We start from the raw sequence: 24,625 nt of genomic DNA, 5'->3' as shown, positions 1-24,625 counted from the left end.
TAATATGATTAGCAGATTAACCAATTACATTATTGGTTTACAATGAAACGATACATCGCAATCCTGTTTTTTCTGCTAAGCGCCTGTGCTGAAAGGTCTTTCCCGGTTTTGGTCGAAGGGTCCGATCAAATCGGGGTCGCCAATGTCGTGTTTGCCGTAACGACCCGCGCCGAAGATGCTAAGGTTTTCTTTGGTGTTGACAGATCTGAAACGGTTAGCTTTGGAAGGTATGTTGTTTCCGTTCCCCCAGATCGTAAGCCGGGTGATATCAGGTTTCCTAGACGAACGCCTGATCCGACGCGTGATTTCGTTTTAGCGGGCGTTGATCACTTCTTAGATAATCGTGCTTTTCAAAGTTCGCTTCGTCGGGAATTTTCAAAGCTTCCAAAACAAGATCGTGAAGCAACAATCTATGTTCACGGCTTTAACAACACATTTGCTGACAGCATTTTCCGAAATGCCCAGATGAAAAATGACCTTGGTATTCCGGGTGTCCCGATTAGTTTTTCTTGGGCCAGCTCTGCTAACCCGCTTGGGTATGCCTATGACAGTGACAGCATATTGATTGCGCGGGATGCTTTGGAAAAAATGATATTAGATGTTCGCCAATCTGGCGCGGAACAGATCATTATTGTTGCGCATTCTATGGGTGCTTTTCTGACGATGGAAACACTGCGACAAATGGCGATTGGATCAGGACGGCATCCGTCAGATATAATTGATGGCGTGATTTTGATTTCGCCCGATATCGATGTCGACGTGTTTCGGTCGCAAGCAAAACGTATTGGTGAACTGCCTGAACCCTTTGCAATTTTCATATCTGAACGCGATCGCGCATTGCGTTTGTCTGCACGTTTGACGGGCCTAACATCCCGCTTAGGAAATCTGGTCGATGTTGAAAGAGTATCAGAATTCAATGTCACATTGATTGATGTCACAGCATTTTCAGATGGGGATGAGCTTAACCATTTTACTGTCGCCAACTCACCATCGCTTTTGGCTTTGGTATCGCGCGTGTCTGAGATCGACAGAGCGTTTAATAGCGATGCATCAGTGCGGTCAGGTCTTTTGCCGGGAACAGTATTAACCGTTCAAAACACAACTAAAATTATTTTGTCACCAACGCAAAATATCCAAAGATAATTCAGCGCAAACGTTTCAGATATACATAAAACGCGCCAGAACCACCGTGTTTTTGATGGGCTTCGGTGACTTGAAGAATGTGTCGCGAAAGCGGGGGCAAGGCTAACCATTGTGGCACCTGACTGCGCAAGACTCCAGTTGGTCGTGACATAAAATGATCTGTGTCCGACTTCTTACCTTTACCCGTGACAACCAAAACCAGTCTTTTTTGCTTAGCAAAGGCATCGCCAACAAAAGCGATCAAAGCTGCGTGTGCTTGGACAAGAGTTAAGCCATGCAAATCAAGTTTTGCTTCTGGACGCAACGCGCCCCGCTTCATCTTCTTGAATGACTTTGCATCCATCGCAATATGATCTGCGGTGGAAATCTTGGGACCAGGTTTTTGAACTTTTGAAACAGCCGCGACAGAGGATGACAGTTTTGCCTTTTTCACAGGCGCCATTTTTTCGTCAACCGTTACATTCAGTTTTGGTTTATCACGATGGATGGGTTGCGATTTTTCAGCAACCTTAGTCCAAAGCACCATGTCTTCGTCAGTTAGGAGTTTCTTCTTTCGCGCCACAAATATTGACCAGGGGCTGCTATTCCCCGGTTGCCGTTAATTGCCAGTTTGGATCACCAGAATTCATCACACGGCTAAAGGTCCACATGTCTTTCTGTCGCTTGATTTCACTGTCGCTACCTTCAATGATATCACCACCACGATCGCGCACGACTGATGTCAGCTCACCTACAAAACGCACAACAATATCTGCATTTGAAGTTTCGGGATCGAACACTGCATCGACCAATGACATTTCACGGATACCAATAAAGTTTGCTTCAATCGTGATACCTTGATTTTCACGAGCTTCAACGACCTCGGCGAATGTATCATAGACATCTTCTGCCAAAAACGGCTTGATCGATGCAAGATCGCCTTTTTCGAATGCCATCAAAATCATTTCATATGCGCCGCGTGCACCAGACAGGAATTCACCAACACTGAACGATGGATCAGCTGATTTCATCTGCGCCAATGCATCGGCCTGTTCTGACCCTTCAGGCACATGGTCGGTGATATCACGATCCGGTCCGCCATCTATCACCTCAAAATCAGGACGCGACCGCGAAGGCGCATCCTTTTGAACAGGCACAGGCGGTTTTTCAAACCCCTCGCGCTTACCCAGAACACTTTTCAGGCGCATAATTAAAAAGATTGCAATTGCGGCCAGAACCAAAAGGTGGATCACTGAGTTGTTCATCTAAGCCTCTTTAAGGGGGTGAAACGTGGTAACATCGCTACAAGGCACATATGTATGTCAGGACACCCGTCAAGTCCACTACCACAGCAACGAGGAATCCTCTGAATGAGACTTCTACTGCTTTTTATCCTTGTTCCACTGATTGAAATTGCGCTTTTTATACAAGCTGGCAAGTTTATTGGGCTATGGCCTACGCTGATTATTGTTATTTTAACTGCGATTTTGGGCACAAGACTGGTCAAAAGTCAGGGTTTATCGATTATTCGGCGGCTACAAGACGCAATGTCAGATCTAAAAGATCCAACACTTCCGCTGGTCGAAGGGGCAATGGTTCTTTTTTCCGGCGCATTACTGCTGACACCTGGATTTTTCACAGATGCCGTTGGTCTTTTACTGCTTGTCCCGGCAGTCAGACAGGCAATCTATGAAAAAATGCGTAATCGGATCAGTTTCAAAATGCAAAATCGCAGATCCCAAGGCCCGAATGCCGAGAATATTGTTGAGGGTGAATACCGGGAAGTTGATCCAGTAAAAAAGCCGACGCATGTCCCATCTGAATGGACTAAGCATTGAGACACTGCAATCAAGCTGTTAGAGACACCGGCAACTGATCTTTAGGAGTTTTAAAATGTCAGAAAATGGCAATGGCGCCCAGCAAACGCAGCCTCAAATCAAAATGCAGGTTCTTGCCCAATATATTCGCGATCTATCCTTCGAAAATATCTTGTCACAAAAAGGTGCAAGTGGCGAAGTGCAGCCAGATGTTCAGGTTCAGGTGAATCTGGATGCCAAAAAACGGCCCATTGATCATCAGTTTGAGGTTGTTACAAAACTTAACCTGACTTCAAAAGTAAAGGGCGGAACAGAAACGTTGTTCATAATGGAGCTGGAATACGCTGGCGTTTTCCATATTGAAGGTGTTCCGGAGGATCAGTTGCATCCGTTCCTTTTGATCGAATGTCCGCGGATGTTGTTCCCATTTTTACGCCGCATCGTCAGCGACGTTACCCGTGATGGTGGTTTTCCTCCTCTTAATCTGGAAAATATTGATTTTCTTCAACTTTATCGCACTGAAATGGCCAATCGGACCAAAGAACAGGAAACACAGCCAAACTAAGTCTGGTACTTGGTCCAAAGGGCTTGTGACCCCAGGTTTTCCACGAAATCAGAGTGCGCTTTTGCTTCCGCGTCGGTTATCCGGTGCGGAAGTTTTTTTGTCCGTACTGTCGGGCGCCAGTTTTCAGTAATATCGCCAGATTTTTGATTGCTTTTCGCAGACAATCCAAAGTCAGGTTGGCGGCCACCTATCAGTTCAAGATAAACTTCGGCTAGAATTTCAGAATCTAACAAAGCGCCATGCAATGTTCGGGCTGAATTATCTATATTAAAGCGGCGACACAGTGCATCAAGTGACGCCGGTGAGCCAGGGTATTTACTACGCGCAATGGCCAGCGTATCAACAGCACGGTCCATTGGCAGGGCTGGCTTTTTGATCCAACTTAATTCGGCGTTTAAAAACTTCATATCGAACGCCGCGTTGTGAATAACCAGCTTTGCATCACCTATAAAATCAATAAAGGCTTGTGCAACCGTTGCAAAAACGGGTTTGTCCCGCAAAAAATCGTCGCCAAGGCCATGCACTTCAAACGCGCCTTGGGGCATGCTGCGTTCAGGGTTGATATATTGATGATAAGTATTACCGGTTGGCATATGGTTCATTAGTTCAACCGCACCGATTTCAACAATTCGGTCACCTTGGTCAGGTTCAAATCCGGTTGTTTCGGTATCAAGAACGATTTCACGCATTTGCAATTTGCCCTTTTATTTTTTGAATAATTGCATCGACCTGTATCTGTGCGGCATTCAAAGTTTCTGTTTCAACAACAAAATCAGCTTGTTTACACTTTTCTTCATTTGGCATCTGTTTTGATAAGATCATATCCAATTGCGAAGCTGTCATTCCAGGTCTTTCCAGCACTCGGTTGCGCTGGATATCTGCAGAAACAGAAACGCATACTACAGTATCCACCCATTGATCTGCGCCTGTTTCAAATAAAAGCGGGATATCCAGGACGATAATATCCGACTGTGTTTCTTGTATAAACTTCTGACGTTCTTGCGCGACCAAAGGATGAACGATCTGTTCAATACGTTTCAGCACAGTTGGATCGCTTTGAATGATTGATTTCAACGTGCTGCGATTTATACCGCCATCTTTTACTGCATCAGGAAATTCGATCCCAATTGGACCAACAGCTGCACCACCTTTTGCGTAAAGCTGATGGACGGTGCTGTCGGCATCCCAAACCGGAATACCGGATTTTTCAAACATCGCAGCTGTCGTCGATTTTCCCATTCCGATTGAACCGGTCAAGCCAATGATGTGGGTCATGACAAAATATGGGTTCGAACGTCGCTATCAATGGTTGGGCGTTGGCCGAACCACGCTTCAAATCCTGGTGCAGCCTGATGCAACAACATACCCAATCCATCGACTGTTATACAACCGCGATTTTTGGCGTCTTTCAATAATTGCGTCTGTAAAGGCGTATAAATGATGTCTGTCACCAAGACGTTTTGATTTATCTTTTGCAGATCAAATTTCAAATCAGGTTGCCCGATCATTCCAAGCGATGTCGTATTCACAAGAAGATCAATTTGATCCACGTATTTTTCAATATTTGACCACTCAGCTACAATAATTTTAGATCCAAAAAGGTTTTGCAGATCTTCAGCACGACTTTGGGTTCGGTTGGACAGTATGATGTTATCCACACCAGATTGCAAAAGCGACCAAATCACAGCGCGGGCAGCGCCCCCTGCACCCAGAACCAATGCTATATTTCCTGCAAAATTCCAATCAGGTGCCATTTGATGGATATTCTGAATAAAGCCATACCCATCTGTATTATCAGCTTTTATTTTACCGTTCTGAAATGTCAGCGTGTTCGCAGCCCCAATTGCTTTGGCGCTTTGCGTTATTTCATCAGAAAATTTCAAAACGCTTTCTTTATGCGGGATTGTTATATTAACGCCCTGAAATCCGATCTGAGGTAATATATTCAACATATTTTCAAGGTTTTCCGGATCAACATGCAGTGGTACATAATGACCATCAATATTATATTTACGCAGCCAATATCCATGCAGTTTTGGAGATTTACTGTGCCCAATCGGTGATCCAAGAACTGCGGCCAATCTGGTCATGACGCAAGAACCTTGTTTGTTATGAAGAATGTCAAAATCTGGGTAAGAGGCAAGCCGAGGATATTAAAATAATCACCTTCAATGCGTGAAAACAATCGAATACCTTCATCCTCGATCTTATATCCACCGACACTTTCAGACACCAAAGACCAATTTCGATCAACGTAATCCACCAAAAACTCTTTCGACAAAACACGCATTTGCAGTTTTGTTTTGCCAACATATCGCCATACTGGTTGACTGCCATCATAGATTACTGCAGCGGAATAAAGTGTATGGGCTTTGCCTTGAAGCTGCGTCAGTTGACTGATCAAGTTTTGCTTATCTTTGGCTTTAGAATAAAGCTGCCCATCAAATTCAAGAACTTGGTCGCATCCCAAAACATAAGCATTAGCCTGTTTTTCGGATACACGTCGCGCTTTCATCTCGGCAAGTGCATCAGCAATATCATGACATGTCGCACCTTCAGCCAAAAGAGATGCCTTAATCATTTCTTCATCCACAGTTGGGCGAACAACTGTAAACGGCAAACCTGCATTGCGAAGCAATGTCTGTCTGATAGTCGAGCCAGAGGCCAAAACAACTTGTTTTGTCATGTCCATACTTCTGAGGAAAACAGCCGGGAAAATAAAGTTATAATTCTGGGGATAAGTGACAAATCAATAGTTTTACATGCAGCCGAGGGATAAAATGGAATTTCATATATGAATTGTACGTTCTGAATAGGGATAAGTAATTGGCGTTGATAACTTTTTCTATTCAATCATATTTTTAAATTATCCAGCAAGTTATCCACAAAGAAAAACTAGGTAAAGCATTATATACAAAAGATTTTATAGAAAATAAGGCAATCTCTTTTAAGTTGTATCCCCATTTATCCTTATATTGGAAAACTTGGCCATAACTCAATAATCCACAAAAAATATATGCTCTAAAACAACATCATCTCTTTTAAATATCTTTATTTATTAAGTAAGTAATACAGCGAAGAAGGAAACCGATGTTAGATTTACTTTCAGACTTATATCTTTGGATAAAGGCGTTGCACATTATGTCAGTCATTGCATGGATGGCAGGTATATTTTATTTGCCACGATTGTTTGTCTATCATGTCGAAGAAGCAGATCGTCTTGGTGATCATAAATCTCTTTTTGAAACGATGGAGTTGAAACTTTATCGTGTCATCATGAATCCAGCGATGATTTCAACGTGGGTATTCGGATTATTGCTTGTTTCAATTCCAGGCGTTGTCGACTGGTCAGCTGTGTGGCCTTATACAAAAATTGCAGGCATTATCGGCATGACTTGGTTTCACCATTGGCTTGGGCGCAGGCGCAAGGATTTTATCGCTGGTGAAAACACACTGACAGGGCGCCAATATCGGGTAATGAATGAAGTTCCCACGCTTTTGATGGTTCTGATTGTGATTTCTGTGATTGTCAGACCGTTTTGATTGACTCTTGTCTGTGAACCAAACTATATGCGCGCAGCTGCCAGTTCTGGCAAAGCATTTTCAGATATCGAAATGATGATCACCTTCGGGCTGATCCAGGAATTATCATATGACCCAAGACCGCGTTAACCTTGCTGATCTAAAGGCAAAAAGTCCTAAAGATCTTTTATCTATGGCAGAAGAGCTTGAGATCGAAAATGCATCGACCATGCGTAAGGGCGATATGATGTTTTCGATCCTTAAAGAACGCGCGGAAGAAGGCTGGGAAATTTCTGGCGATGGTGTTCTTGAGGTTTTGCAGGATGGATTTGGATTTCTAAGATCACCTGAGGCAAACTACCTGCCTGGTCCAGACGATATCTATGTTTCACCTGATATGATCCGTCAGTTTGCTTTGCGTACCGGTGATACCATCGATGGTGTGATCCGTGCACCAGGCGAAAATGAACGCTATTTCGGAATGACCAAAGTTGAGAAGATCAATTTTGAAGAACCTGAAAAAGCGCGTCACAAGGTGGCATTTGATAACCTGACACCGCTATATCCTGATGAACGTATGACGATGGAAGTCGAAGATCCAACAATTAAAGACCGGTCTGCACGGGTGATTGATCTTGTCGCACCGATCGGGAAAGGTCAGCGATCTTTGATTGTCGCCCCACCGCGGACAGGTAAGACGGTCCTTTTACAAAATATTGCGTACTCGATCGAAAAGAACCACCCGGAATGCTATCTGATTGTTCTTCTTATTGATGAACGGCCGGAAGAAGTTACTGATATGCAAAGATCGGTGAAGGGCGAAGTTATATCATCCACTTTTGATGAACCGGCAACACGTCACGTGGCGGTGTCGGAAATGGTGATCGAAAAAGCAAAACGTCTGGTTGAACATAAGCGAGATGTCGTGATTTTGCTGGATTCGATCACACGTCTTGGTCGTGCGTTTAACACCGTTGTGCCATCTTCAGGTAAAGTTTTGACCGGCGGTGTTGACGCCAATGCACTACAACGTCCTAAACGTTTTTTCGGTGCTGCGCGGAACATTGAAGAAGGCGGATCACTGACGATTATTGCGACTGCTCTGGTCGATACCGGATCGCGCATGGATGAAGTGATCTTTGAAGAGTTCAAAGGGACCGGTAACTCTGAAATCGTTCTGGATCGAAAAGTGGCTGACAAACGTGTTTTCCCGGCGATGGATATTTTGAAATCCGGTACACGGAAAGAAGATCTGTTGGTTGATAAGATTGATCTGCAGAAAACATATGTTCTGCGCCGTATTCTGAACCCAATGGGTACAACCGACGCGATCGAATTTTTGCTATCGAAGTTGAAGCAAACAAAGACAAATTCGGAATTTTTCGATTCAATGAATACCTGATGTCATTGCCCTGAATGGGGGGCGTTCATGGATACAATTTTCGCTGTCGCAACAGCCAGAGGAAAAGCTGGTGTTTCTATTGTGCGCATTTCGGGTCAGAATGCGTTTAATGGTGTATCGCAGCTTATCAAAGGTAATTTCCCAAAAATCCGTCAATCAAGTTTAAGACAACTATTTGATTTAAAAGGAAATATAATAGATCAAGTCGTAATACTTGCATTTTCTGAAAAGGCAAGTTTCACGGGTGAACCGACGGTTGAACTGCATTTACATGGCAGTATTGCTGTTCAACATGCTGTTCTTGATACGTTGTCAAATATCGAAGATTTTCGCATTGCCGAGCCAGGCGAATTTACACGTAGGGCATTAGAAAACGAAATGTTAGACATTTCCCAAGTGGAAGGTTTAGCGGATCTGATTGATGCAGAAACCGAAGCACAGCGAAAGCAAGCTTTGCGTGTTTTTTCAGGTGATCTTGGTAAAAAAGCAAATGAATGGCGATCTGCTTTAATCCGCGCTGCGGCGCTTCTTCAAGTTACGATTGATTTTGTGGATGAAGATGTACCTGTCGATGTTACACCAGAAGTACTTTCGCTTGTTAAAAAAGTGAACGCGGCGCTAGAAAGTGAAATCAAAGGATTTTCTGCAGCTGAACGCATTCGAACCGGGTTTGAAGTTGCGATCATAGGACCGCCGAATATTGGTAAATCGACGCTTTTGAACGCTTTGGCAAAGCGGGATGCTGCGATCACGTCACATATACCCGGTACAACACGGGATGTTGTTGAAGTCAGAATGGATCTAAAGGGTCTGCCGATCACAATTATCGATACGGCTGGTCTGCGTGAGACAGATGATATTGTCGAAGGTATGGGTATCGAACGTGCCAAACAAAGAGCATTTGCAGCTGATCTTCGTGTTTTTCTAATTGAAAATTTGCAGGATGATCTGGGTATACAGAAAGATGACGATGACATTGTCTTGATTGGTAAGGGTGATCTGACTGATCAATCTGACCAATCTATATCTGGTAAAACAGGTAAAGGTCTTAATCGTTTAATTGATACTATAACGGACATTTTGGAAAAGCGCGCTTCCTTTGCCGGATCTGCTATTCGTGTTCGACACCAGATTGCCATGCAGGACGCATTCAAGGCATTACTGCATGTTGAAGATCTAGTTCAAAAAGGTGCTGAGTTTACGGATATCGCTGCTGAAGAATTACGGGTAGCAACTCAGTCTATCGCTTCAATTATTGGGCTCGTTGATGTAGAAGACGTTCTTGATGAAGTGTTTTCTTCCTTTTGCTTGGGAAAATAAGGAGTGTTTCACGTGAAACATTACGATGTCATCGTTATTGGTGGTGGTCATGCGGGATGTGAAGCTGCACATGCATCTGCGCGTGTTGGTGCTGAAACGCTTCTTGTGACGATGAAGAAAACCGATCTGGGCGTGATGTCCTGCAATCCAGCCATAGGGGGTCTTGGTAAAGGCCATTTGGTTCGTGAAATCGATGCCATGGACGGTGTGATGGGGTGTGTTGCAGATCTGGCTGGTATTCAATTTCGTTTGCTTAACAGACGAAAGGGTCCTGCAGTACAGGGGCCGCGCACCCAGGCTGACCGTAAACTATATCAAACTGCGATGCAGGACAGATTTAAAACCCAAAAGAATCTGACAGTTCTCGAAGGGGAAGTGGCAGATTTTTTAGTTAACGCCGATAAGGTCAACGGTATAGCGCTGGCAGATGGTTCAGAAATTAGAGCATCTAAAACCATTCTGACGACCGGTACATTCTTACGCGGCGTGATTCATATTGGTGATGTATCATATTCTGGTGGTCGTATGGGCGATAACCCATCTATTCGGTTAGCTCAAAGGATTGATAATTTCGACTTACCATTAGGAAGGCTTAAAACCGGAACGCCGCCGCGTTTGGATGGCAGTACAATTGACTGGTCTGATTTGGAAATGCAGCCTGGTGATGGTGATCCCGTATTATTTTCATTCCTGTCGTATGCACCGACTGCAAAGCAAATTAGTTGTGGTATCACACATACGAATGAAAAAACGCATGATATTATCAGAAATAATCTTGATCTATCTGCTATGTATGGTGGCCATATCGAAGGTATAGGCCCCCGGTATTGTCCGTCGATCGAAGATAAAGTTGTTCGTTTTGCTGATAAGTCTTCTCATCAGATTTTTCTGGAACCTGAAGGACTAGACGTTAGCACTATATATCCAAATGGTATATCCACTTCTTTACCAGTTGATCTACAATTGAAATATGTTCAAACTATCAAAGGCTTGGAAAAAGTCGAAATACAGCAACCTGGATATGCAATCGAATATGATTTTGTTGATCCAAGAGTGTTAGCAACGACTTTAGAGCTGAAAGATATTAAAAATCTTTATTTAGCAGGGCAGATCAACGGTACAACCGGTTATGAGGAGGCAGCGGCCCAAGGGCTTGTTGCCGGTCTGAATGCGGCATTAAGTAGTATGGATAAAGATAAAATAGAATTCAGCCGTTCTGATTCATACATTGGTGTCATGATCGATGATCTCATTACTCGCGGGGTCACCGAGCCCTATCGTATGTTTACATCGCGCGCTGAATTCAGATTATCTTTGCGTGCTGATAATGCTGATCAAAGACTTACGCCAACAGGAATTGCCTTAGGGTGTGTGTCTGATAGGCGTAAAAAAGAATTTGATAATAAAATGGCTAGTTTGCATAGCGGTATAGCAATGCTTAAATCTCGGTTATTTACACCCAAACAAATTATGGATCTGGGTTATAAAATAAACCAAGACGGGTCTAAGCGAACAGCTTTTGAATTGCTTTCTTTTCCAGATATAGACTTTGATGTGATTGCTGACCTTCTTCCTGAATCAAGTGCGATACAACCGGATATTCGTACGCAGATCGCTCGTGATGCTTTGTATGTCAATTATATTGAAAGACAAAAAAAAGATGCTGAAGCCCTGCGTAAGGATGAGGCAATTAAAATTCCTGAAGATTTTGATTTTTTACAAATTCAGGGTCTTTCGAACGAGCTTAGATCAAAGCTTACTAAAACAAGACCTGAAACGCTTTCGCATGCAGCGCGTATTGATGGGATGACCCCAGCCGCTCTCACGTTGATATTAGCGATTATAAGAAAAACAACGCGCCAAAAATCAGCATGAGCAATAATTTTTCGACTGTTGAGCGCTTTAATGTTTCACGTGAAACATTCGACAAACTCAAAATTTATGAGGATTTAACTAAAAAATGGAATCCACATATTAACCTTGTATCAAAGAATACACTTAACAGCATGTGGAACCGCCATATATTGGATGCGCTACAACTTGTAGACTATGTTGATGCTAGTACCAATAAATATAGTGATCTAGGAAGCGGAGGTGGGTTTCCTGGCATGGTGCTTGCGATTATTTTTTCAGAACAATCGCCTAGTACAGAAACAATTCTGGTTGAATCTGACAAAAGAAAAGCAGAGTTTTTACGAACGGTAAGTCGCGAGCTGGAGGTAGAAGTCAAAGTTATCGCAGAACGAATCGAAGAAATACCTGATCTGAAGGCAAATTTAATCACCGCACGGGCATTGGCACCATTGGATAGACTTCTTTCATTTGTCTATCGGCATCTTAATGCAGATGGAATAGCCTTACTTCCAAAGGGAAATTCTTATCAGGACGAGATAACGGCCGCCAAAAAAAACTGGCGCTTTGATTTGGAAGTAAAGCCAAGTATGACAAGTACCGATGCGACAATTCTGAAAATCGGAGCTTTATCCCGTGTCTGACCTGAATACTTTGGCCACGCCAAAAATCATTGCTATAGCAAACCAAAAAGGCGGTGTGGGAAAGACGACCACAGCTATAAATCTCAGCGCGGCGCTTGCAGAAGAGGGATACAACGTTTTGCTAGTGGATCTTGATCCACAGGGTAATGCATCAACAGGTCTTGGGATTGAACGTGGCAGTCGTGTGGTAACAGCATACGATTTACTATTAGAAGAAGCGACGCTGGAAGAGGCTGTACAGCCGACAGAGGTTGACGGTGTTTTCATAATTCCAGCCACTACAGATCTAAGTTCAGCGGATATTGAGCTTATTTCCAATGAAAAACGCAGTTTTTTGCTGCACGATGCTTTGCGTCAACCTGCAATCGAAAAATATGCGCTGGATTATATTCTAATTGATTGCCCGCCATCTTTAAACCTTTTGACTGTGAATGCTATGGTTGCAGCCCATTCCGTATTGGTGCCGCTGCAAAGCGAATTTTATGCGTTGGAAGGTGTGTCCCAACTTATGCTGACGATCAGAGAAGTACGTCAGACAGCAAATGCAAACCTTCGGATCGAAGGTATTATTCTGACGATGTATGATGGACGTAATAACCTTGCTCAACAGGTTGAGGCGGATGCGCGGACAAACTTGGGTGATTTGGTCTTTGATACTGTTATTCCCAGAAATGTTCGGATCAGTGAAGCACCCTCTTACGCACTACCAGTCATTGAATATGATACAACATCTAGGGGTAGTAAAGCATATCGCGCACTAGCCCAAGAGCTTATGAAAAGACAGCCCGAGATTGCGAAGGCAGGATAAAACGATGGCGACGACTAAAAAAGGTAAATCACGTGGTCTAGGACGTGGGCTATCAGCACTTATGGCAGATATCTCACAAGACGAGACGTCTGATAAAACCTCGGGGTCAAAGTCATTTGATCAGATGATCCCAATTGAAAATATCGCGGCCAACCCCGATCAGCCGCGCCGTAGTTTTGACAGTGATCATCTTCAGGAATTAGCGGATTCAATTGGTCAAAGGGGCATCATACAACCTTTGATTGTACGCGAAGAAAAGACGAAACCCGGCTATTACCAAATTATTGCGGGTGAACGACGCTGGCGCGCTGCACAAATGGCTAAGTTGCATGAAGTGCCTGTTATTGTTCGTAATCTTACAGATATTGAAGTTCTGGAAGTTGCGATTATTGAAAATATTCAACGTGCAGATCTGAATGCATTGGAAGAAGCTTTGGGTTATCGCCAGCTTATGGATCGTTTTGGTCATACACAGGAAAAATTAGCCGAAGCTATGGGTAAAAGCCGCAGTTATATCGCCAATTTACTGCGTCTTTTACAGCTGCCGGAAGACGTTCAAGAATTATTGCGTTCTGGTAAATTATCGGCAGGTCACGCGCGTGCTCTGATCACGTCGGAAGATCCAAGTACCCTTGCCAAGCTGGTTGTCGACAAACAGTTATCAGTACGCGAGACTGAAAAACTTGCGAAAACTGTTATCAAAAAGCTTGAGAAAAAAGCAGTTACTGCACCAAATAAAGACGCGGATACGCGCGCATTAGAAGGTGATCTTAGCGCGCAGCTTGGTATGCGGGTGTCTATTGATCATAAAGATGGGCACGAAACCGGGTCTATCACAATTAAATACAAATCACTTGAACAACTGGATGACTTTTGTCGGAAACTATCTGCAGCGGAATAAAGTATTAATCTCGCAAGAGAGCTTCGATAACAGCGTTCAGAATTAAACGGCCTCGTCTGGTCGTTTTAATTCTGTTTTCATCTAATATCATTAAATCATCTTCACATAGCTGTTTTATATGATCTTGATTAATTGGCATTCCACTGATTGCGGCAAAGCGGTCAACATCTACACCCTCAGACAAACGCAGACCCATCATCAGGTATTCAGCCGCTTGATCTGAAGATGAAATAACCGTTCTAGGCAATTCAGCCATTCCTGACGAAACTCCACTTAACCACTTTCCAGGCAACTTTTCCGCTTCTGTGGCAATCTTTTGTCCTTGGATTGTTAGCCTTCCGTGCGCACCGGGTCCGATACCGGCATAATCACCATATCGCCAGTAAATCATGTTGTGTCTGCTTTCTGAATCAGCAGGTGCATGGTTTGAAACTTCATATGCGGGCAAGCCGTTATGTTCACAAATTTCCTGAGTAATTTCAAATAGTTGAACGGAAAGATCATCATCTGGCAGACCAAGTAATCGTCCCGCCTTATATCTATCGCCAAAAGCAGTACCGTCTTCAACTGTCAGCTGGTACAGCGACAAGTGATCGGCGGCAAAACCAATCGCCTCATTTAATTCAGCTTCCCAGTCTTTTGCCGTCTGATCTTGTCGCCCGTACATCAGATCGAAACTCATGCGGGGAAATGTATTACGGGCAATCTCGATGGCGCTCAGGGCTTCATCTTTGGAATGTAATCGGCCAAGTCGGCGCAAATCATCATCGCGAAGCGATTGCACGCCGATCGAAACCCGATTGACGCCCGCATCATGATATCCGGCAAATCGCGATGCTTCGACAGAGGTTGGATTAGCTTCAAGCGTGATTTCAATATCATTTGCAAAATGCCAGGTCTTGCGGGCATGGGTTATTACCGCATCAACAGTTTCAGCCGCCATCAGGCTGGGCGTTCCACCACCAAAAAACATGGTATTCAAAACGCGATCTGAAGTACCCAACCCGATACGATCAATCTCGGATATATAGGCATTTGCCCAGGTGGATTGATCAATTTGAGCAGTTACATGCGAATTAAAGTCGCAATATGGGCATTTTGCCTGACAAAATGGCCAGTGAATATACAGGCCGAAGCCCGCGTTTTGCCAATCCTCAGGCAAGACATCCGTCGATCAATTTACGAAATGCATCCGCGCGGTGACTCATGCCATGTTTTTTTGCGGGGTTCATTTCTCCAAAGGTTTCTGTTTCGCCATCGGGCAAAAAAACGGGATCAAATCCAAACCCAAGTTTACCCCGCATCGGCCAGACAACCTGGCCATTAACGCGACCGTCGAAAACCTCATCGTGACCGTCAGGCCAAGCAAGACATAGCGTGCAATTGAATGCAGCAGTTCGCGGGGCAGGGGCGTTTTTGGCTTCTAATAGCTTCCAAACTTTGGTCATTGCCATGGGAAAATCACGGCCATTGTCCGTTTCTGCCCAATCTGCAGTGTAAACACCAGGGGCGCCACCAAGCGCATCAACAGTGATACCGCTGTCATCTGAAAAAGCAGGTAAACCACTGTTTTCGCTTGCAAAATGTGCTTTGATACGGGCATTTCCGGCAAACGTGTCTTCGGTTTCTGCGGGTTCTTCCAGGCCAAGATCACCGGCTGAAACGACTTCGATCCCATATGGCACCAACAGCTCTGCGATCTCGCGCAGTTTTCCGGCGTTATGCGACGCCAGAACGATCTTTTTCTCGACCAGCTTGCGCATTCAGGACACAGCCGCCTTTTGCGCTGCAACCAATTCGCCAACACCTTTTTCAGCTAGGTCCATCAACGTGTTCATTTCGTCGCGCGAAAAGGTCGATCCTTCGGCAGACATCTGAACTTCAACCAGACGACTACTGCCCATCATGACGAAATTGCCGTCAACGCCAGCTTCGCTGTCTTCAGGGTAATCCAGATCCAGCACTGGCTGACCTGCATAAATACCACAACTTACGGCGGCCACGTGATCCAGCATCGGGTCTGAAATCACATCGCCCGCCTTCATCAGCGCATTGATTGCCAACCGCAGGGCGACCCATCCGCCAGTGATCGATGCGCAACGCGTTCCGCCATCGGCCTGAATGACATCACAATCGACGGTGATCTGGCGTTCACCTAAAGCAACGCGATCAATGCCTGCCCGAAGACTGCGCCCAATCAGACGCTGAATTTCCTGTGTCCTGCCAGATTGACCATTTTTCGCCTCGCGTCGCATTCGAGTATGGGTTGCACGAGGCAGCATACCATATTCCGCCGTTACCCAGCCCAGCCCAGAGTTTTTCAAAAATGGGGGCACCCGATCATCAATTGAGGCCGTACAAAGCACATGGGTTTCCCCACATTTGATCATACATGAACCTTCCGCATAGCGGGTCACGTTGGTTTCAATGGAAATCGTACGCATTTGATCAAGATCACGAGAAGATGGCCGCATTGGGTGCTCCGTTCTGTTGCAATGTCGGAATACCCACGGCATTAGATCAAGCGCAACCACTTTCCTGCTCTTGCTCTTTTGAAAATTGGCCTCAAATATCTAAACATGCCACATACGATGCCGCCCTTTGATGAATTGAACAACAGATCGCGCGAAGTCTTTCGACGCGTTGTCGAAGGATATCTGGAAAATGGTGATCCAGTTGGATCACGAACCTTGACGCGAACGTTGTCCGAAAATATCAGCGCCGCCACCATTCGCAATGTGATGCAAGATTTGGAATATATGGGTTTGCTGGACAGTCCGCATATATCTGCAGGCCGTGTACCGACCGATCTAGGGCTGCGTATGTTTGTGGATGGGCTGCTTGAGGTCAGCAACCTGAACGATCAAGATCGCGAAAAGATTGATCAAACGCTTGGATCAAATGATCCAGATGTGTCTGCGGTTATGGACAGGGTCGGATCAGCACTGTCGAGTGTCACGCAAGGGGCCAGTCTGGTGCTGACGCCGAAACGCGAAGCACCAATCAAGCATATCGAATTTGTATCCCTGGGCCATGATCGCGCTTTGGTGGTTTTGGTATTTGCCGATGGTCAGGTTGAAAATCGTGTTTTCACGCCACCATCTGGTCAAACACCATCGTCTATGCGCGAAGCGGCGAATTTTCTGAATGCGCTGATCGAAGGTAAGTTTCTGGGTGATGTTCGCAAAATCATTGAAACTGAAATTTCAAAACGGCGTCAGGAAATTGATAGCCTTTCGCGCGATCTGGTTGAAAGCGGTCTTGCCCTTTGGGAGAATCAGGGCGAACAAAATGCACGTCTGATTGTTCGTGGGCGGGCGAATCTTTTGGAAAACAGTACAGCACCTGAGGATCTTGAACGCATCAGAACGCTGTTTGATGACCTGGAACGCAAGCAAGACATCGCAGAATTCCTTGAATTAACTGATCAAGGCGAAGGTGTGCGCATTTTTATTGGGTCTGAGAACAAACTCTTTTCACTTTCGGGTTCCTCTTTGGTGGTCTCTCCCTATATGAACGCTGATCGTAAGATCATTGGCGCAGTTGGTGTGATTGGTCCGACTAGGCTGAATTATGGGCGCATTGTTCCCATTGTCGATTATACGGCGCAGTTGATCGGGAAACTGATCTCAAACCGCGGTTAGAGGTAAGAAGAATGGCAGAGCCAAAGAACGAAGAAGACTTTCTGGATGATATCGCAGCCACTGAGGCTGAGTTGGAAGAAGAGCAATCGATCGAATTTTCCGACGAAGAGCTTGAGCTAGACGCACTACGCGCTGAACGTGACGATTTTCGTGATCGTTTCATGCGGGCCTTGGCGGATACGGAAAATACGCGCAAGCGCAGCGAACGGGACCGACGTGAAGCCGAAAATTACGGCGGATCGAAACTGGCCCGCGATATGCTGCCGGTTTATGACAACATGAAGCGCGCGATTGAAGCAGCGACTGAAGAACAACGCAAAACATCAGCGGCCTTGTTCGAAGGGATCGAATTGACCATGCGCGAACTTTTGAACGTGTTCAAAAAGCATGGGATTGAAGTGATCGCACCCGAAGTTGGCGATAAATTCGACCCACAAGCTCATCAGGCGATGTTCGAAGCACCTGTTCCGAATACCTCTGCCGGTGATATCATTCAGGTCATGACCGAAGGCTTCATGTTGCATGATCGTTTGCTGCGACCAGCACAAGTTGGTGTTTCGTCAACACCCGCCGGTTAGTCAGGTAACAGATCTTTCAATTCATAAAGCAATGTCAGCGCGTCTTTTGGGGATAAATCATCGGGCATAATGTCCCGAAGTTTATCCTCGACCGCTGATTGTTTTCGCATAGTGGCTTGAACTGGTGGTGTTGCTGCAAACAAAGGCAGATCATCAATTAACGCTTTTGGCTTTTTACCACCTTCGCGTTCACCTTGTTCTAACGCATCCAGCACGACGCGCGCGCGCGCAACAACTGCGTCTGGCAGTCCGGCAAGGCGCGCAACCTGGACCCCATATGACCGATCTGCAGCCCCTTTTCGGACTTCATGCAGAAAAATCACATCGCCTTCCCATTCCTTGACGGCAACGGTGGCATTTTGCACGCCAGTCAGTTTATCGGCCAGGGCTGTCATTTCATGATAATGCGTTGCGAAAAGTGCGCGGCATTTATTGACATCGTGCAGGTGTTCCAATGTGGCCCATGCAATGGACAAACCGTCATAGGTTGCCGTGCCGCGCCCGATTTCATCTAAAATAACTAACGCACGATCATCAGCCTGATTTAGGATCGCAGCCGTTTCGACCATCTCAACCATGAAGGTCGACCGACCACGCGCCAGATCATCTGATGCCCCAACACGGGAAAAAAGCTGTGACACAATTCCGATCTGGGCCTTTTCAGCTGGTACAAATGATCCAGCCTGCGCCAAAAGGGCAATCAAAGCGTTTTGGCGCAAAAATGTTGATTTACCGGCCATGTTGGGCCCTGTCAAAAGCCAGATATCCGCGCCATCATCACCCTTAGACAAGGCGCAATCGTTGGCAACAAAAGACTGGCTGCCCTGACGACGCAGTGCTTGTTCGACCACCGGATGTTTTCCGCCAGTGATATCGAAGGCATTGCTGTCTTCCATTTGCGGCCGACACCAGTTTTCACCACTGGCCAGATCTGCAAAAGCGGTAAACAGATCAAATTTTGATAAGGCACTTGCTGTTGATAAAACCTGCGCTGCGTTATCCAGAATGGTTTGTCGGAGGCTGGCAAACAGCTGCTTTTCAATCTCAAGCGCGCGATTGCCAGCGTTCAGGATCTTTGTTTCAAGTTCTGATAATGGCACAGTCGTAAAACGCACCGCATTTGCAGTGGTTTGGCGATGAATGAATGTTTCGGACAGGGGGGCTGACAGCATTTTTTCAGCATGGGTTGCGGTGGTTTCAATGAAATAACCAAGGACATTGTTATGTTTGATCTTTAGCGAAGAAACCTCGCATTGTTGTGCATAATCTGCTTGCAGACCGGCAATCACCCCGCGGCCTTCGTCACGCAGTTTGCGGGTTTCATCAAGCTCAACGTGATAGCCGCTTGCAATAAACCCGCCATCCCGCACAATAAAAGGGGGTTCGGCCACCAATGCGTCATCCAATAATGCGATCAAATCATGGTGTCCGCCTAAATCTTGACAGGTGTGTTGCAAATCATCGGGCAAATCAGCGCTTTCCAGGTATTTAGCTATCTGTTCAGCCTGGGTTAGCCCGTTACGAATGGCGGTCAAATCACGCGGGCCTGCACGGTCCAGCCCGATCCGCGATATCGCCCGATCCATGTCAGGTGTTTTTTGCAATGCTGCGCGCAAATCATTGCGTAGGCGTGATGTTTCTACAAAAAACTGAACTGAATCATGGCGCGCATTGATCGTGACCAAATCGCGTGAGGGTGACGCGATACATCCTTGCAACAAACGACCCCCCCCAGCTGTGACGGTTCTGTCAATCGCATGTAAAAGCGATCCATCCTTACCACCAGACAGACTTTGAGTGATCTCAAGATTGCGCCGTGTGGCAGGATCAATCTGCATTACACCGCCGGTTTTTTCCCGTATGGGCGGACGCAGAAGGGGCAATTGACCTTTCTGCGTGATGTCCAGATATTCGATCAGCGCACCCATCGCGCCATGTTCAGCGCGGCTGAATTCCCCAAACGCATCCGGGGTTGAGATTTTGAACAGATCACACAGACGTCTTTCGCCTGATGTACTATCAAAACTGGCTTTGGAAAGCGCTGTAACAGATATGCCAAGGTCATCTGTTAGATCTGATAATTCAGCCTGTAACCCATCTACGATCAACAATTCACGTGGACCAAGCCGTGCCAGTTCAGGCGAAAGTCGAATACGCGGACAATCGGTGACATGAAATTCACCGGTTGAAATATCGGTCCAGGCTATGGCACCTGTTTTACGCACTTCAGCGTAAGCGGCTAAATAATTATGTTGTCGCGCATCCAAAAGGGTTTCTTCTGTCAGGGTGCCGGGTGTGATCAATCGCACAACATCGCGTTTCACAACGGCTTTATAGCCACGCTTTTTCGCCTCGGCCGGGTTTTCAAGCTGCTCGGCTACGGCCACGCGAAACCCTTTGCGGATCAATGTTAGCAGATATCCTTCGGCTGCGTGAAACGGCACACCGCACATTGCGATATCATTGCCGTCATGTTTGCCGCGCTTGGTTAGTGCAATATCCAAAGCGGCCGATGCAGCCACGGCATCGTCAAAGAACAATTCGTAAAAATCGCCCATACGATAGAACAAAAGCGCATCTTTATATTGCGCTTTGATCTCAAGATATTGCGCCATCATTGGCGTGACGTTTGCAGCAGATTTCGTCACAACATCCCCCGTTTTATAACGGAGTAGTTGTGGCGCGAGCCAGTTGCAACTATCTATGCCCAACTTCGGAAGAAAACCGACACATGTTGATTGATAAACAGCCCCTTATTCTAAATGACAAGCAGCCGTTGGCGCGCGGGTCCAAACGCGCGATTTACACGATCGACGATATGCCAAATGTCATGGTTAAGGTTTTATTACGGGGCGCTGATCATCTGGATGCAAAAGGCGCTAAACGCATTGTGCGCCAGTTGTTTCCGTCGACATATTACAGGTTTTTGTTTCGGGAATACGATTGTTATCTGCGGGCAAAACTTCAGCAGGATAAAGCAACAGGCGAAATGCCGATTTCTGAACTGCGCGGCCTTGTGCAAACAGATCTGGGTTTGGGCATGCTGGTCGAACGCATTGGTTTGAAAGATCAGCCAACAGGCCCGCGGCTTCGCGATTTGGCGAAACAAGGGTCGTTGCAGGATTATATCCCACTTTTGGATGATTTTGCCCAACGGATGTTCAGCTGGCGCATTCGGGCCAATGATATTAACTCATCCAACATCGTTTTCGGTCACCGTAACGGGCATGATCAGTTTGTTTTGATTGACGGGTTCGGCGACAGTCATTTGATCCCACTGCGTAAATGGTCGGATACCATCAACGAAAGATCCCTGAATAAAAGGTTTGCAGGAACGGCGGAACGCGTCAATCTTGTCTGGCACCCGGACACGCGGACGTTTTCGCAGAAATAAGCCCAGAACAGGACTGATACTTCACATGAGCAGAAATTCACGGATCACGCCAGAAGAGGCGCTGAATTATCACATGCAACCCCGACCGGGAAAGTTTGAGATTAATGCGTCGGTTCCGATGACGACACAGCGAGATTTATCGCTGGCTTATTCGCCAGGCGTTGCCGTTCCTGTGCAGGCCATCGCCGATGCACCCGAAACAGCGTATGATTATACAAATAAGGGCAACATGGTCGCTGTGATCTCAAACGGAACGGCGATTTTGGGGATGGGGAATTTGGGTGCGCTGGCCTCAAAACCAGTGATGGAGGGCAAAGCGGTTTTATTCAAACGCTTTGCAGACGTGAATTCCATTGATATTGAGTTGGATACCGAAGATCCCGATGCCTTTATCAACGCGGTCAAACTGATGGGCCCGACGTTCGGCGGGATCAATCTGGAAGATATCAAAGCGCCGGAATGCTTTATCATTGAACAGCGCCTGAAAGAGGAAATGGATATCCCCGTTTTCCATGATGATCAGCACGGAACAGCCGTTATCTGTGCGGCGGGTCTTATCAATGCGTTGCATCTGACGAAGAAAAAGATCGAAGACTGCAAGATCGTTCTGAACGGTGCAGGTGCTGCAGGGATCGCTTGTATTGAGCTGATCAAAACAATGGGGGCCAAGCACGACAACTGCATCGTTTGTGACACAAAAGGCGTGATTTATCAAGGCCGTACCCAAGGAATGAACCAATGGAAATCGGCTCATGCGGCAAAAACGGATGCACGATCATTGGAAGAGGCAATGAAAGATGCAGATGTCTTTCTGGGTGTGTCAGTCAAAGGCGCAGTAACATCTGATATGATCGCCAGCATGGCCGAAAACCCGGTGATTTTTGCCATGGCAAACCCTGATCCTGAAATTACGCCAGAAGAAGCCCAAGAGGTTCGTGCAGATGCCATTGTTGCAACAGGCCGGTCTGACTATCCAAATCAGGTCAACAATGTGCTTGGCTTTCCGTATCTTTTCCGTGGGGCATTGGATATTCACGCCCGTGCGATCAACGATGAAATGAAAATTGCCTGCGCCAAGGCGTTGGCTGATCTGGCCCGCGAAGATGTACCGGACGAGGTTGCTGTGGCGTACGGTCGTAAATTAAGTTTTGGTCGTGAATATATCATTCCGACCCCCTTTGACCCGCGCTTGATCTATAAAATCCCGCCCGCTGTTGCCAAAGCGGGCATGGATACGGGCGTTGCGCGTCGCCCAATTGTGGATATGGAAGGGTATGAGGTCAGCCTGAAAGCACGCATGGATCCGACAGCGTCAATCCTGCGCAGTATTCATGCGCGTGCCAAGCAAGCACAGGCACGTATGATTTTTGCCGAAGGGGATGATACTCGCGTTCTGCGTGCCGCTGTTCAATACCAGCGCTCTGGTATGGGCAAAGCCTTGGTTGTGGGTCGCGAAGCGGATGTGAAAGAAAAACTGGATGCTGCAGGTCTTGGTGATGCCGTACGCGAGCTTGAAATCGTGAATGCGGCTAACACGACACATTTGGATGTCTACAAATCCTTTTTATATGACAGATTGCAACGCAAGGGGCACGACAGACAGGACATCCACCGCCTTGCAGCCCGCGACCGTCATGTATTTTCCGCATTAATGTTGGCACATGGGCATGGAGACGGTCTGGTCACTGGCGCAACACGGAAATCAGCGCATGTTTTGGGTCTGATGAACCATGTTTTTGATGCTTCTACCCAAGATGGCGCGGTGGGTGTCACGGCTGTTTTGTTAAAGGGCCGAATTGTTTTGATCACAGATACACTTGTCCATGAATGGCCTGATGAACATGATCTGGCCAATATCGCGACCCATGGGGCTGCTGTGGCACAAGAATTAGGGCTAGAACCGCGTGTTGCATTTGTTAGTTTTTCGACTTTTGGTTATCCGGTCTCGGAACGTGCCGAAAAGATGCACATGGCCCCGCGTGTTCTGGATGAACGCGGCGTTGATTTCGAATACGAAGGCGAAATGACAGTGGATGTTGCACTAAATGCGCAAGCGATGGCGCAATATTCGTTTAGCCGTCTGACAGGTCCGGCAAATGTTTTAGTCGTGCCAGCCCGCCATTCTGCGTCAATATCAGTCAAACTTATGCAGGAAATGGGTGGCGCGACAGTGTTGGGACCGATTTTGACAGGGGTAAATAAATCTATTCAGATTTGTTCGACAGTCTCAACAGAAACCGACATTCTGAATATGGCTGTTATCGCAGCTTGTGGTGTTGGCAAAGCCAGTTGAATGAAAAAGGGCGGCCTGAGCCGCCCAATTTTTACGAATGACCACCAATAAATGGGGCGTCTTTCCCCCAAAGTTGCTTAACGCGTTGATCGCGTCCACAGGCAGATCGGTATCTTTTATAAGCCTCTGCTTTGCTGCGTGGGCCAAAGCGCGTCAGGATAACGGCCCCGCTTTTATAATAATCCTGATGATAGGCGTCGGCCGGATAAAACCGTTGTGCCGCTAATACAGGTGTTACGATCTTGCGGCCCAGATCTGATCGCGCTTCGGATTTTGCACGTTCTGCCGCCTGTTTTTGATCGGCACCTTCAAAGAACACGGCTGTACGATAGCTTTCACCGCGGTCACAAAACTGTCCACCGGCATCTGTTGGGTCGATTGAGCGGAAGAACAAATGCAACAGCTGATCGGCTGAGATTTTATCAGGATCATAGCTGATCTGAACGGCCTCATAATGACCGGTTCCGCCACTTGTCACCTGCTTATATGTCGGATTGCTTACCGTTCCGCCAGTAAAACCTGAAACGGCTTCAATAACACCAGGCACCCTTTCAAAATCGGACTCAACACACCAAAAGCATCCGCCTGCAACAGTCAGTGTTTTAAGGTCGGCGGCCTTTGCGCTTGTGCAGTTCGCAATAAAGCCAAAAGCCATCGCAATGATTAAGACAATGGGTTTTGCTGTTTTAAATGTGTACGTCATGGTGCATCTCCTTTGAAATGACCCTTGTCCGTATGGGCACAGTCAATCAACTCACGCCCGC

At 46.3% G+C, this 24,625-nt stretch carries 25 protein-coding genes; 14 read left to right on the top strand and 11 right to left on the bottom strand.

Translation table 11 applies throughout. The annotated features are described in order from the left end of the window. The first annotated feature begins 42 nt into the window (after positions 1 to 42). Complete coding sequence (locus HRQ87_RS02135) at positions 43 to 1,143, top strand: alpha/beta hydrolase (protein WP_174134728.1); 1,101 nt, start codon at positions 43 to 45, stop codon at positions 1,141 to 1,143. Position 1,144: 1 nt separating this feature from the next. Here HRQ87_RS02135 and HRQ87_RS02130 read toward each other — a convergent pair whose 3' ends face one another. Continuing rightward, positions 1,145 to 1,669, bottom strand: coding sequence for a Smr/MutS family protein (locus tag HRQ87_RS02130; RefSeq protein ID WP_217430351.1), 525 nt, complete (start codon positions 1,667 to 1,669; stop codon positions 1,145 to 1,147). 55 nt (positions 1,670 to 1,724) lie between these two features. Continuing rightward, positions 1,725 to 2,387, bottom strand: coding sequence for a Tim44/TimA family putative adaptor protein (locus HRQ87_RS02125; RefSeq protein ID WP_174134724.1), 663 nt, complete (start codon positions 2,385 to 2,387; stop codon positions 1,725 to 1,727). A gap of 105 nt (positions 2,388 to 2,492) precedes the next feature. Here HRQ87_RS02125 and HRQ87_RS02120 point away from each other — a divergent pair, with 105 nt between their 5' ends. Together HRQ87_RS02120 and secB are read left to right on the top strand one after the other, a co-directional pair. Then, positions 2,493 to 2,960: an FxsA family protein gene (locus HRQ87_RS02120; RefSeq protein ID WP_174134721.1), complete on the top strand. Its 468-nt coding sequence runs from the start codon at positions 2,493 to 2,495 to the stop codon at positions 2,958 to 2,960. 55 nt (positions 2,961 to 3,015) lie between these two features. Beyond that, the gene (gene secB, locus HRQ87_RS02115; RefSeq protein ID WP_174134719.1) at positions 3,016 to 3,504 is read left to right on the top strand and encodes a protein-export chaperone SecB; all 489 of its coding nucleotides are present in this window, start codon (positions 3,016 to 3,018) and stop codon (positions 3,502 to 3,504) included. Here the strand turns inward: secB and dnaQ are convergent. Genes dnaQ through HRQ87_RS02095 form a run of 4 tightly spaced genes read right to left on the bottom strand, consistent with a single transcriptional unit; the run spans position 3,501 to position 6,190 of the window. Further along, the gene (gene dnaQ, locus HRQ87_RS02110) at positions 3,501 to 4,193 is read right to left on the bottom strand and encodes a DNA polymerase III subunit epsilon (protein ID WP_174134717.1); all 693 of its coding nucleotides are present in this window, start codon (positions 4,191 to 4,193) and stop codon (positions 3,501 to 3,503) included. The genes secB and dnaQ overlap by 4 nt on opposite strands. Continuing rightward, complete coding sequence (coaE, locus tag HRQ87_RS02105; protein WP_174134715.1) at positions 4,186 to 4,779, bottom strand: dephospho-CoA kinase; 594 nt, start codon at positions 4,777 to 4,779, stop codon at positions 4,186 to 4,188. Before coaE ends, dnaQ begins: the two co-directional genes overlap by 8 nt. Beyond that, on the bottom strand, positions 4,776 to 5,594 hold the full coding sequence (locus tag HRQ87_RS02100) for a shikimate dehydrogenase (protein ID WP_174134713.1): 819 nt from the start codon (positions 5,592 to 5,594) through the stop codon (positions 4,776 to 4,778). Before HRQ87_RS02100 ends, coaE begins: the two co-directional genes overlap by 4 nt. Continuing rightward, complete coding sequence (locus HRQ87_RS02095) at positions 5,591 to 6,190, bottom strand: Maf family protein (RefSeq protein ID WP_174134711.1); 600 nt, start codon at positions 6,188 to 6,190, stop codon at positions 5,591 to 5,593. The genes HRQ87_RS02100 and HRQ87_RS02095 overlap by 4 nt, the downstream gene beginning before the upstream one ends. Positions 6,191 to 6,594: 404 nt before the next feature. Between HRQ87_RS02095 and hemJ the strand changes: the two genes are divergently transcribed. The 7 genes from hemJ to HRQ87_RS02060 all read left to right on the top strand — a co-directional run bounded on the left by hemJ (position 6,595) and on the right by HRQ87_RS02060 (position 13,952). Then, on the top strand, positions 6,595 to 7,047 hold the full coding sequence (hemJ, locus tag HRQ87_RS02090; RefSeq protein ID WP_174134709.1) for a protoporphyrinogen oxidase HemJ: 453 nt from the start codon (positions 6,595 to 6,597) through the stop codon (positions 7,045 to 7,047). 109 nt (positions 7,048 to 7,156) lie between these two features. Beyond that, a complete protein-coding gene (gene rho / locus HRQ87_RS02085; protein WP_174134707.1) occupies positions 7,157 to 8,428 on the top strand; it encodes a transcription termination factor Rho in 1,272 nt (423 codons plus the stop codon). 27 nt (positions 8,429 to 8,455) lie between these two features. Next, complete coding sequence (gene mnmE / locus HRQ87_RS02080; protein WP_174134705.1) at positions 8,456 to 9,748, top strand: tRNA uridine-5-carboxymethylaminomethyl(34) synthesis GTPase MnmE; 1,293 nt, start codon at positions 8,456 to 8,458, stop codon at positions 9,746 to 9,748. Between the two features lie 3 nt (positions 9,749 to 9,751). Beyond that, positions 9,752 to 11,623, top strand: a complete 1,872-nt coding sequence (mnmG, locus tag HRQ87_RS02075; protein ID WP_174134703.1) for a tRNA uridine-5-carboxymethylaminomethyl(34) synthesis enzyme MnmG — start codon at positions 9,752 to 9,754, stop codon at positions 11,621 to 11,623. Then, positions 11,620 to 12,243, top strand: coding sequence for a 16S rRNA (guanine(527)-N(7))-methyltransferase RsmG (gene rsmG / locus HRQ87_RS02070; protein WP_174134700.1), 624 nt, complete (start codon positions 11,620 to 11,622; stop codon positions 12,241 to 12,243). The genes mnmG and rsmG overlap by 4 nt, the downstream gene beginning before the upstream one ends. Next, on the top strand, positions 12,236 to 13,051 hold the full coding sequence (locus tag HRQ87_RS02065) for an AAA family ATPase (protein WP_174134698.1): 816 nt from the start codon (positions 12,236 to 12,238) through the stop codon (positions 13,049 to 13,051). The genes rsmG and HRQ87_RS02065 overlap by 8 nt, the downstream gene beginning before the upstream one ends. A 4-nt stretch (positions 13,052 to 13,055) precedes the next feature. After that, positions 13,056 to 13,952 (top strand): ParB/RepB/Spo0J family partition protein, encoded by an 897-nt coding sequence (locus HRQ87_RS02060; RefSeq protein ID WP_174134696.1) that lies wholly within the window; start codon positions 13,056 to 13,058, stop codon positions 13,950 to 13,952. A gap of 4 nt (positions 13,953 to 13,956) precedes the next feature. Here HRQ87_RS02060 and hemW read toward each other — a convergent pair whose 3' ends face one another. The 3 genes from hemW to rph are packed head-to-tail and all read right to left on the bottom strand — an operon-like array spanning position 13,957 to position 16,426. Continuing rightward, complete coding sequence (gene hemW / locus HRQ87_RS02055; protein WP_174134694.1) at positions 13,957 to 15,114, bottom strand: radical SAM family heme chaperone HemW; 1,158 nt, start codon at positions 15,112 to 15,114, stop codon at positions 13,957 to 13,959. Then, on the bottom strand, positions 15,107 to 15,715 hold the full coding sequence (gene rdgB, locus HRQ87_RS02050) for an RdgB/HAM1 family non-canonical purine NTP pyrophosphatase (RefSeq protein WP_174134692.1): 609 nt from the start codon (positions 15,713 to 15,715) through the stop codon (positions 15,107 to 15,109). Before rdgB ends, hemW begins: the two co-directional genes overlap by 8 nt. After that, positions 15,716 to 16,426: a ribonuclease PH gene (gene rph, locus HRQ87_RS02045; protein WP_174134690.1), complete on the bottom strand. Its 711-nt coding sequence runs from the start codon at positions 16,424 to 16,426 to the stop codon at positions 15,716 to 15,718. It lies immediately after the preceding gene. Between the two features lie 105 nt (positions 16,427 to 16,531). Here rph and hrcA point away from each other — a divergent pair, with 105 nt between their 5' ends. Beyond that, positions 16,532 to 17,596 (top strand): heat-inducible transcriptional repressor HrcA, encoded by a 1,065-nt coding sequence (hrcA, locus tag HRQ87_RS02040; protein ID WP_174134688.1) that lies wholly within the window; start codon positions 16,532 to 16,534, stop codon positions 17,594 to 17,596. Positions 17,597 to 17,607: 11 nt separating this feature from the next. Next, on the top strand, positions 17,608 to 18,174 hold the full coding sequence (locus HRQ87_RS02035; protein ID WP_174134686.1) for a nucleotide exchange factor GrpE: 567 nt from the start codon (positions 17,608 to 17,610) through the stop codon (positions 18,172 to 18,174). Here HRQ87_RS02035 and mutS read toward each other — a convergent pair. Next, entirely contained in the window at positions 18,171 to 20,792 is a 2,622-nt protein-coding gene (mutS, locus tag HRQ87_RS02030; protein WP_174135367.1) for a DNA mismatch repair protein MutS, read from the bottom strand. The two genes, HRQ87_RS02035 and mutS, sit on opposite strands and share 4 nt — an antisense overlap. A 113-nt stretch (positions 20,793 to 20,905) precedes the next feature. Here mutS and HRQ87_RS02025 point away from each other — a divergent pair, with 113 nt between their 5' ends. Both HRQ87_RS02025 and HRQ87_RS02020 read left to right on the top strand, forming a co-directional pair. Further along, positions 20,906 to 21,568, top strand: coding sequence for a YrbL family protein (locus tag HRQ87_RS02025; RefSeq protein ID WP_174134684.1), 663 nt, complete (start codon positions 20,906 to 20,908; stop codon positions 21,566 to 21,568). A 25-nt stretch (positions 21,569 to 21,593) separates the two neighbouring features. Then, a complete protein-coding gene (locus HRQ87_RS02020; protein ID WP_174134683.1) occupies positions 21,594 to 23,861 on the top strand; it encodes an NADP-dependent malic enzyme in 2,268 nt (755 codons plus the stop codon). Positions 23,862 to 23,892: 31 nt separating this feature from the next. Here the strand turns inward: HRQ87_RS02020 and msrA are convergent, their stop codons facing one another. Further along, entirely contained in the window at positions 23,893 to 24,564 is a 672-nt protein-coding gene (msrA, locus tag HRQ87_RS02015) for a peptide-methionine (S)-S-oxide reductase MsrA (RefSeq protein ID WP_425501494.1), read from the bottom strand. Positions 24,565 to 24,625 lie beyond the last annotated feature (61 nt).

Origin of the sequence: Parasulfitobacter algicola (assembly GCF_013315265.1) — a bacterium.
GTDB lineage: Bacteria > Pseudomonadota > Alphaproteobacteria > Rhodobacterales > Rhodobacteraceae > Parasulfitobacter > Parasulfitobacter algicola.
The sequence above is the reverse complement of the archived record's forward strand: the minus strand, read 5'-3'. Positions and strand labels throughout refer to the sequence as shown.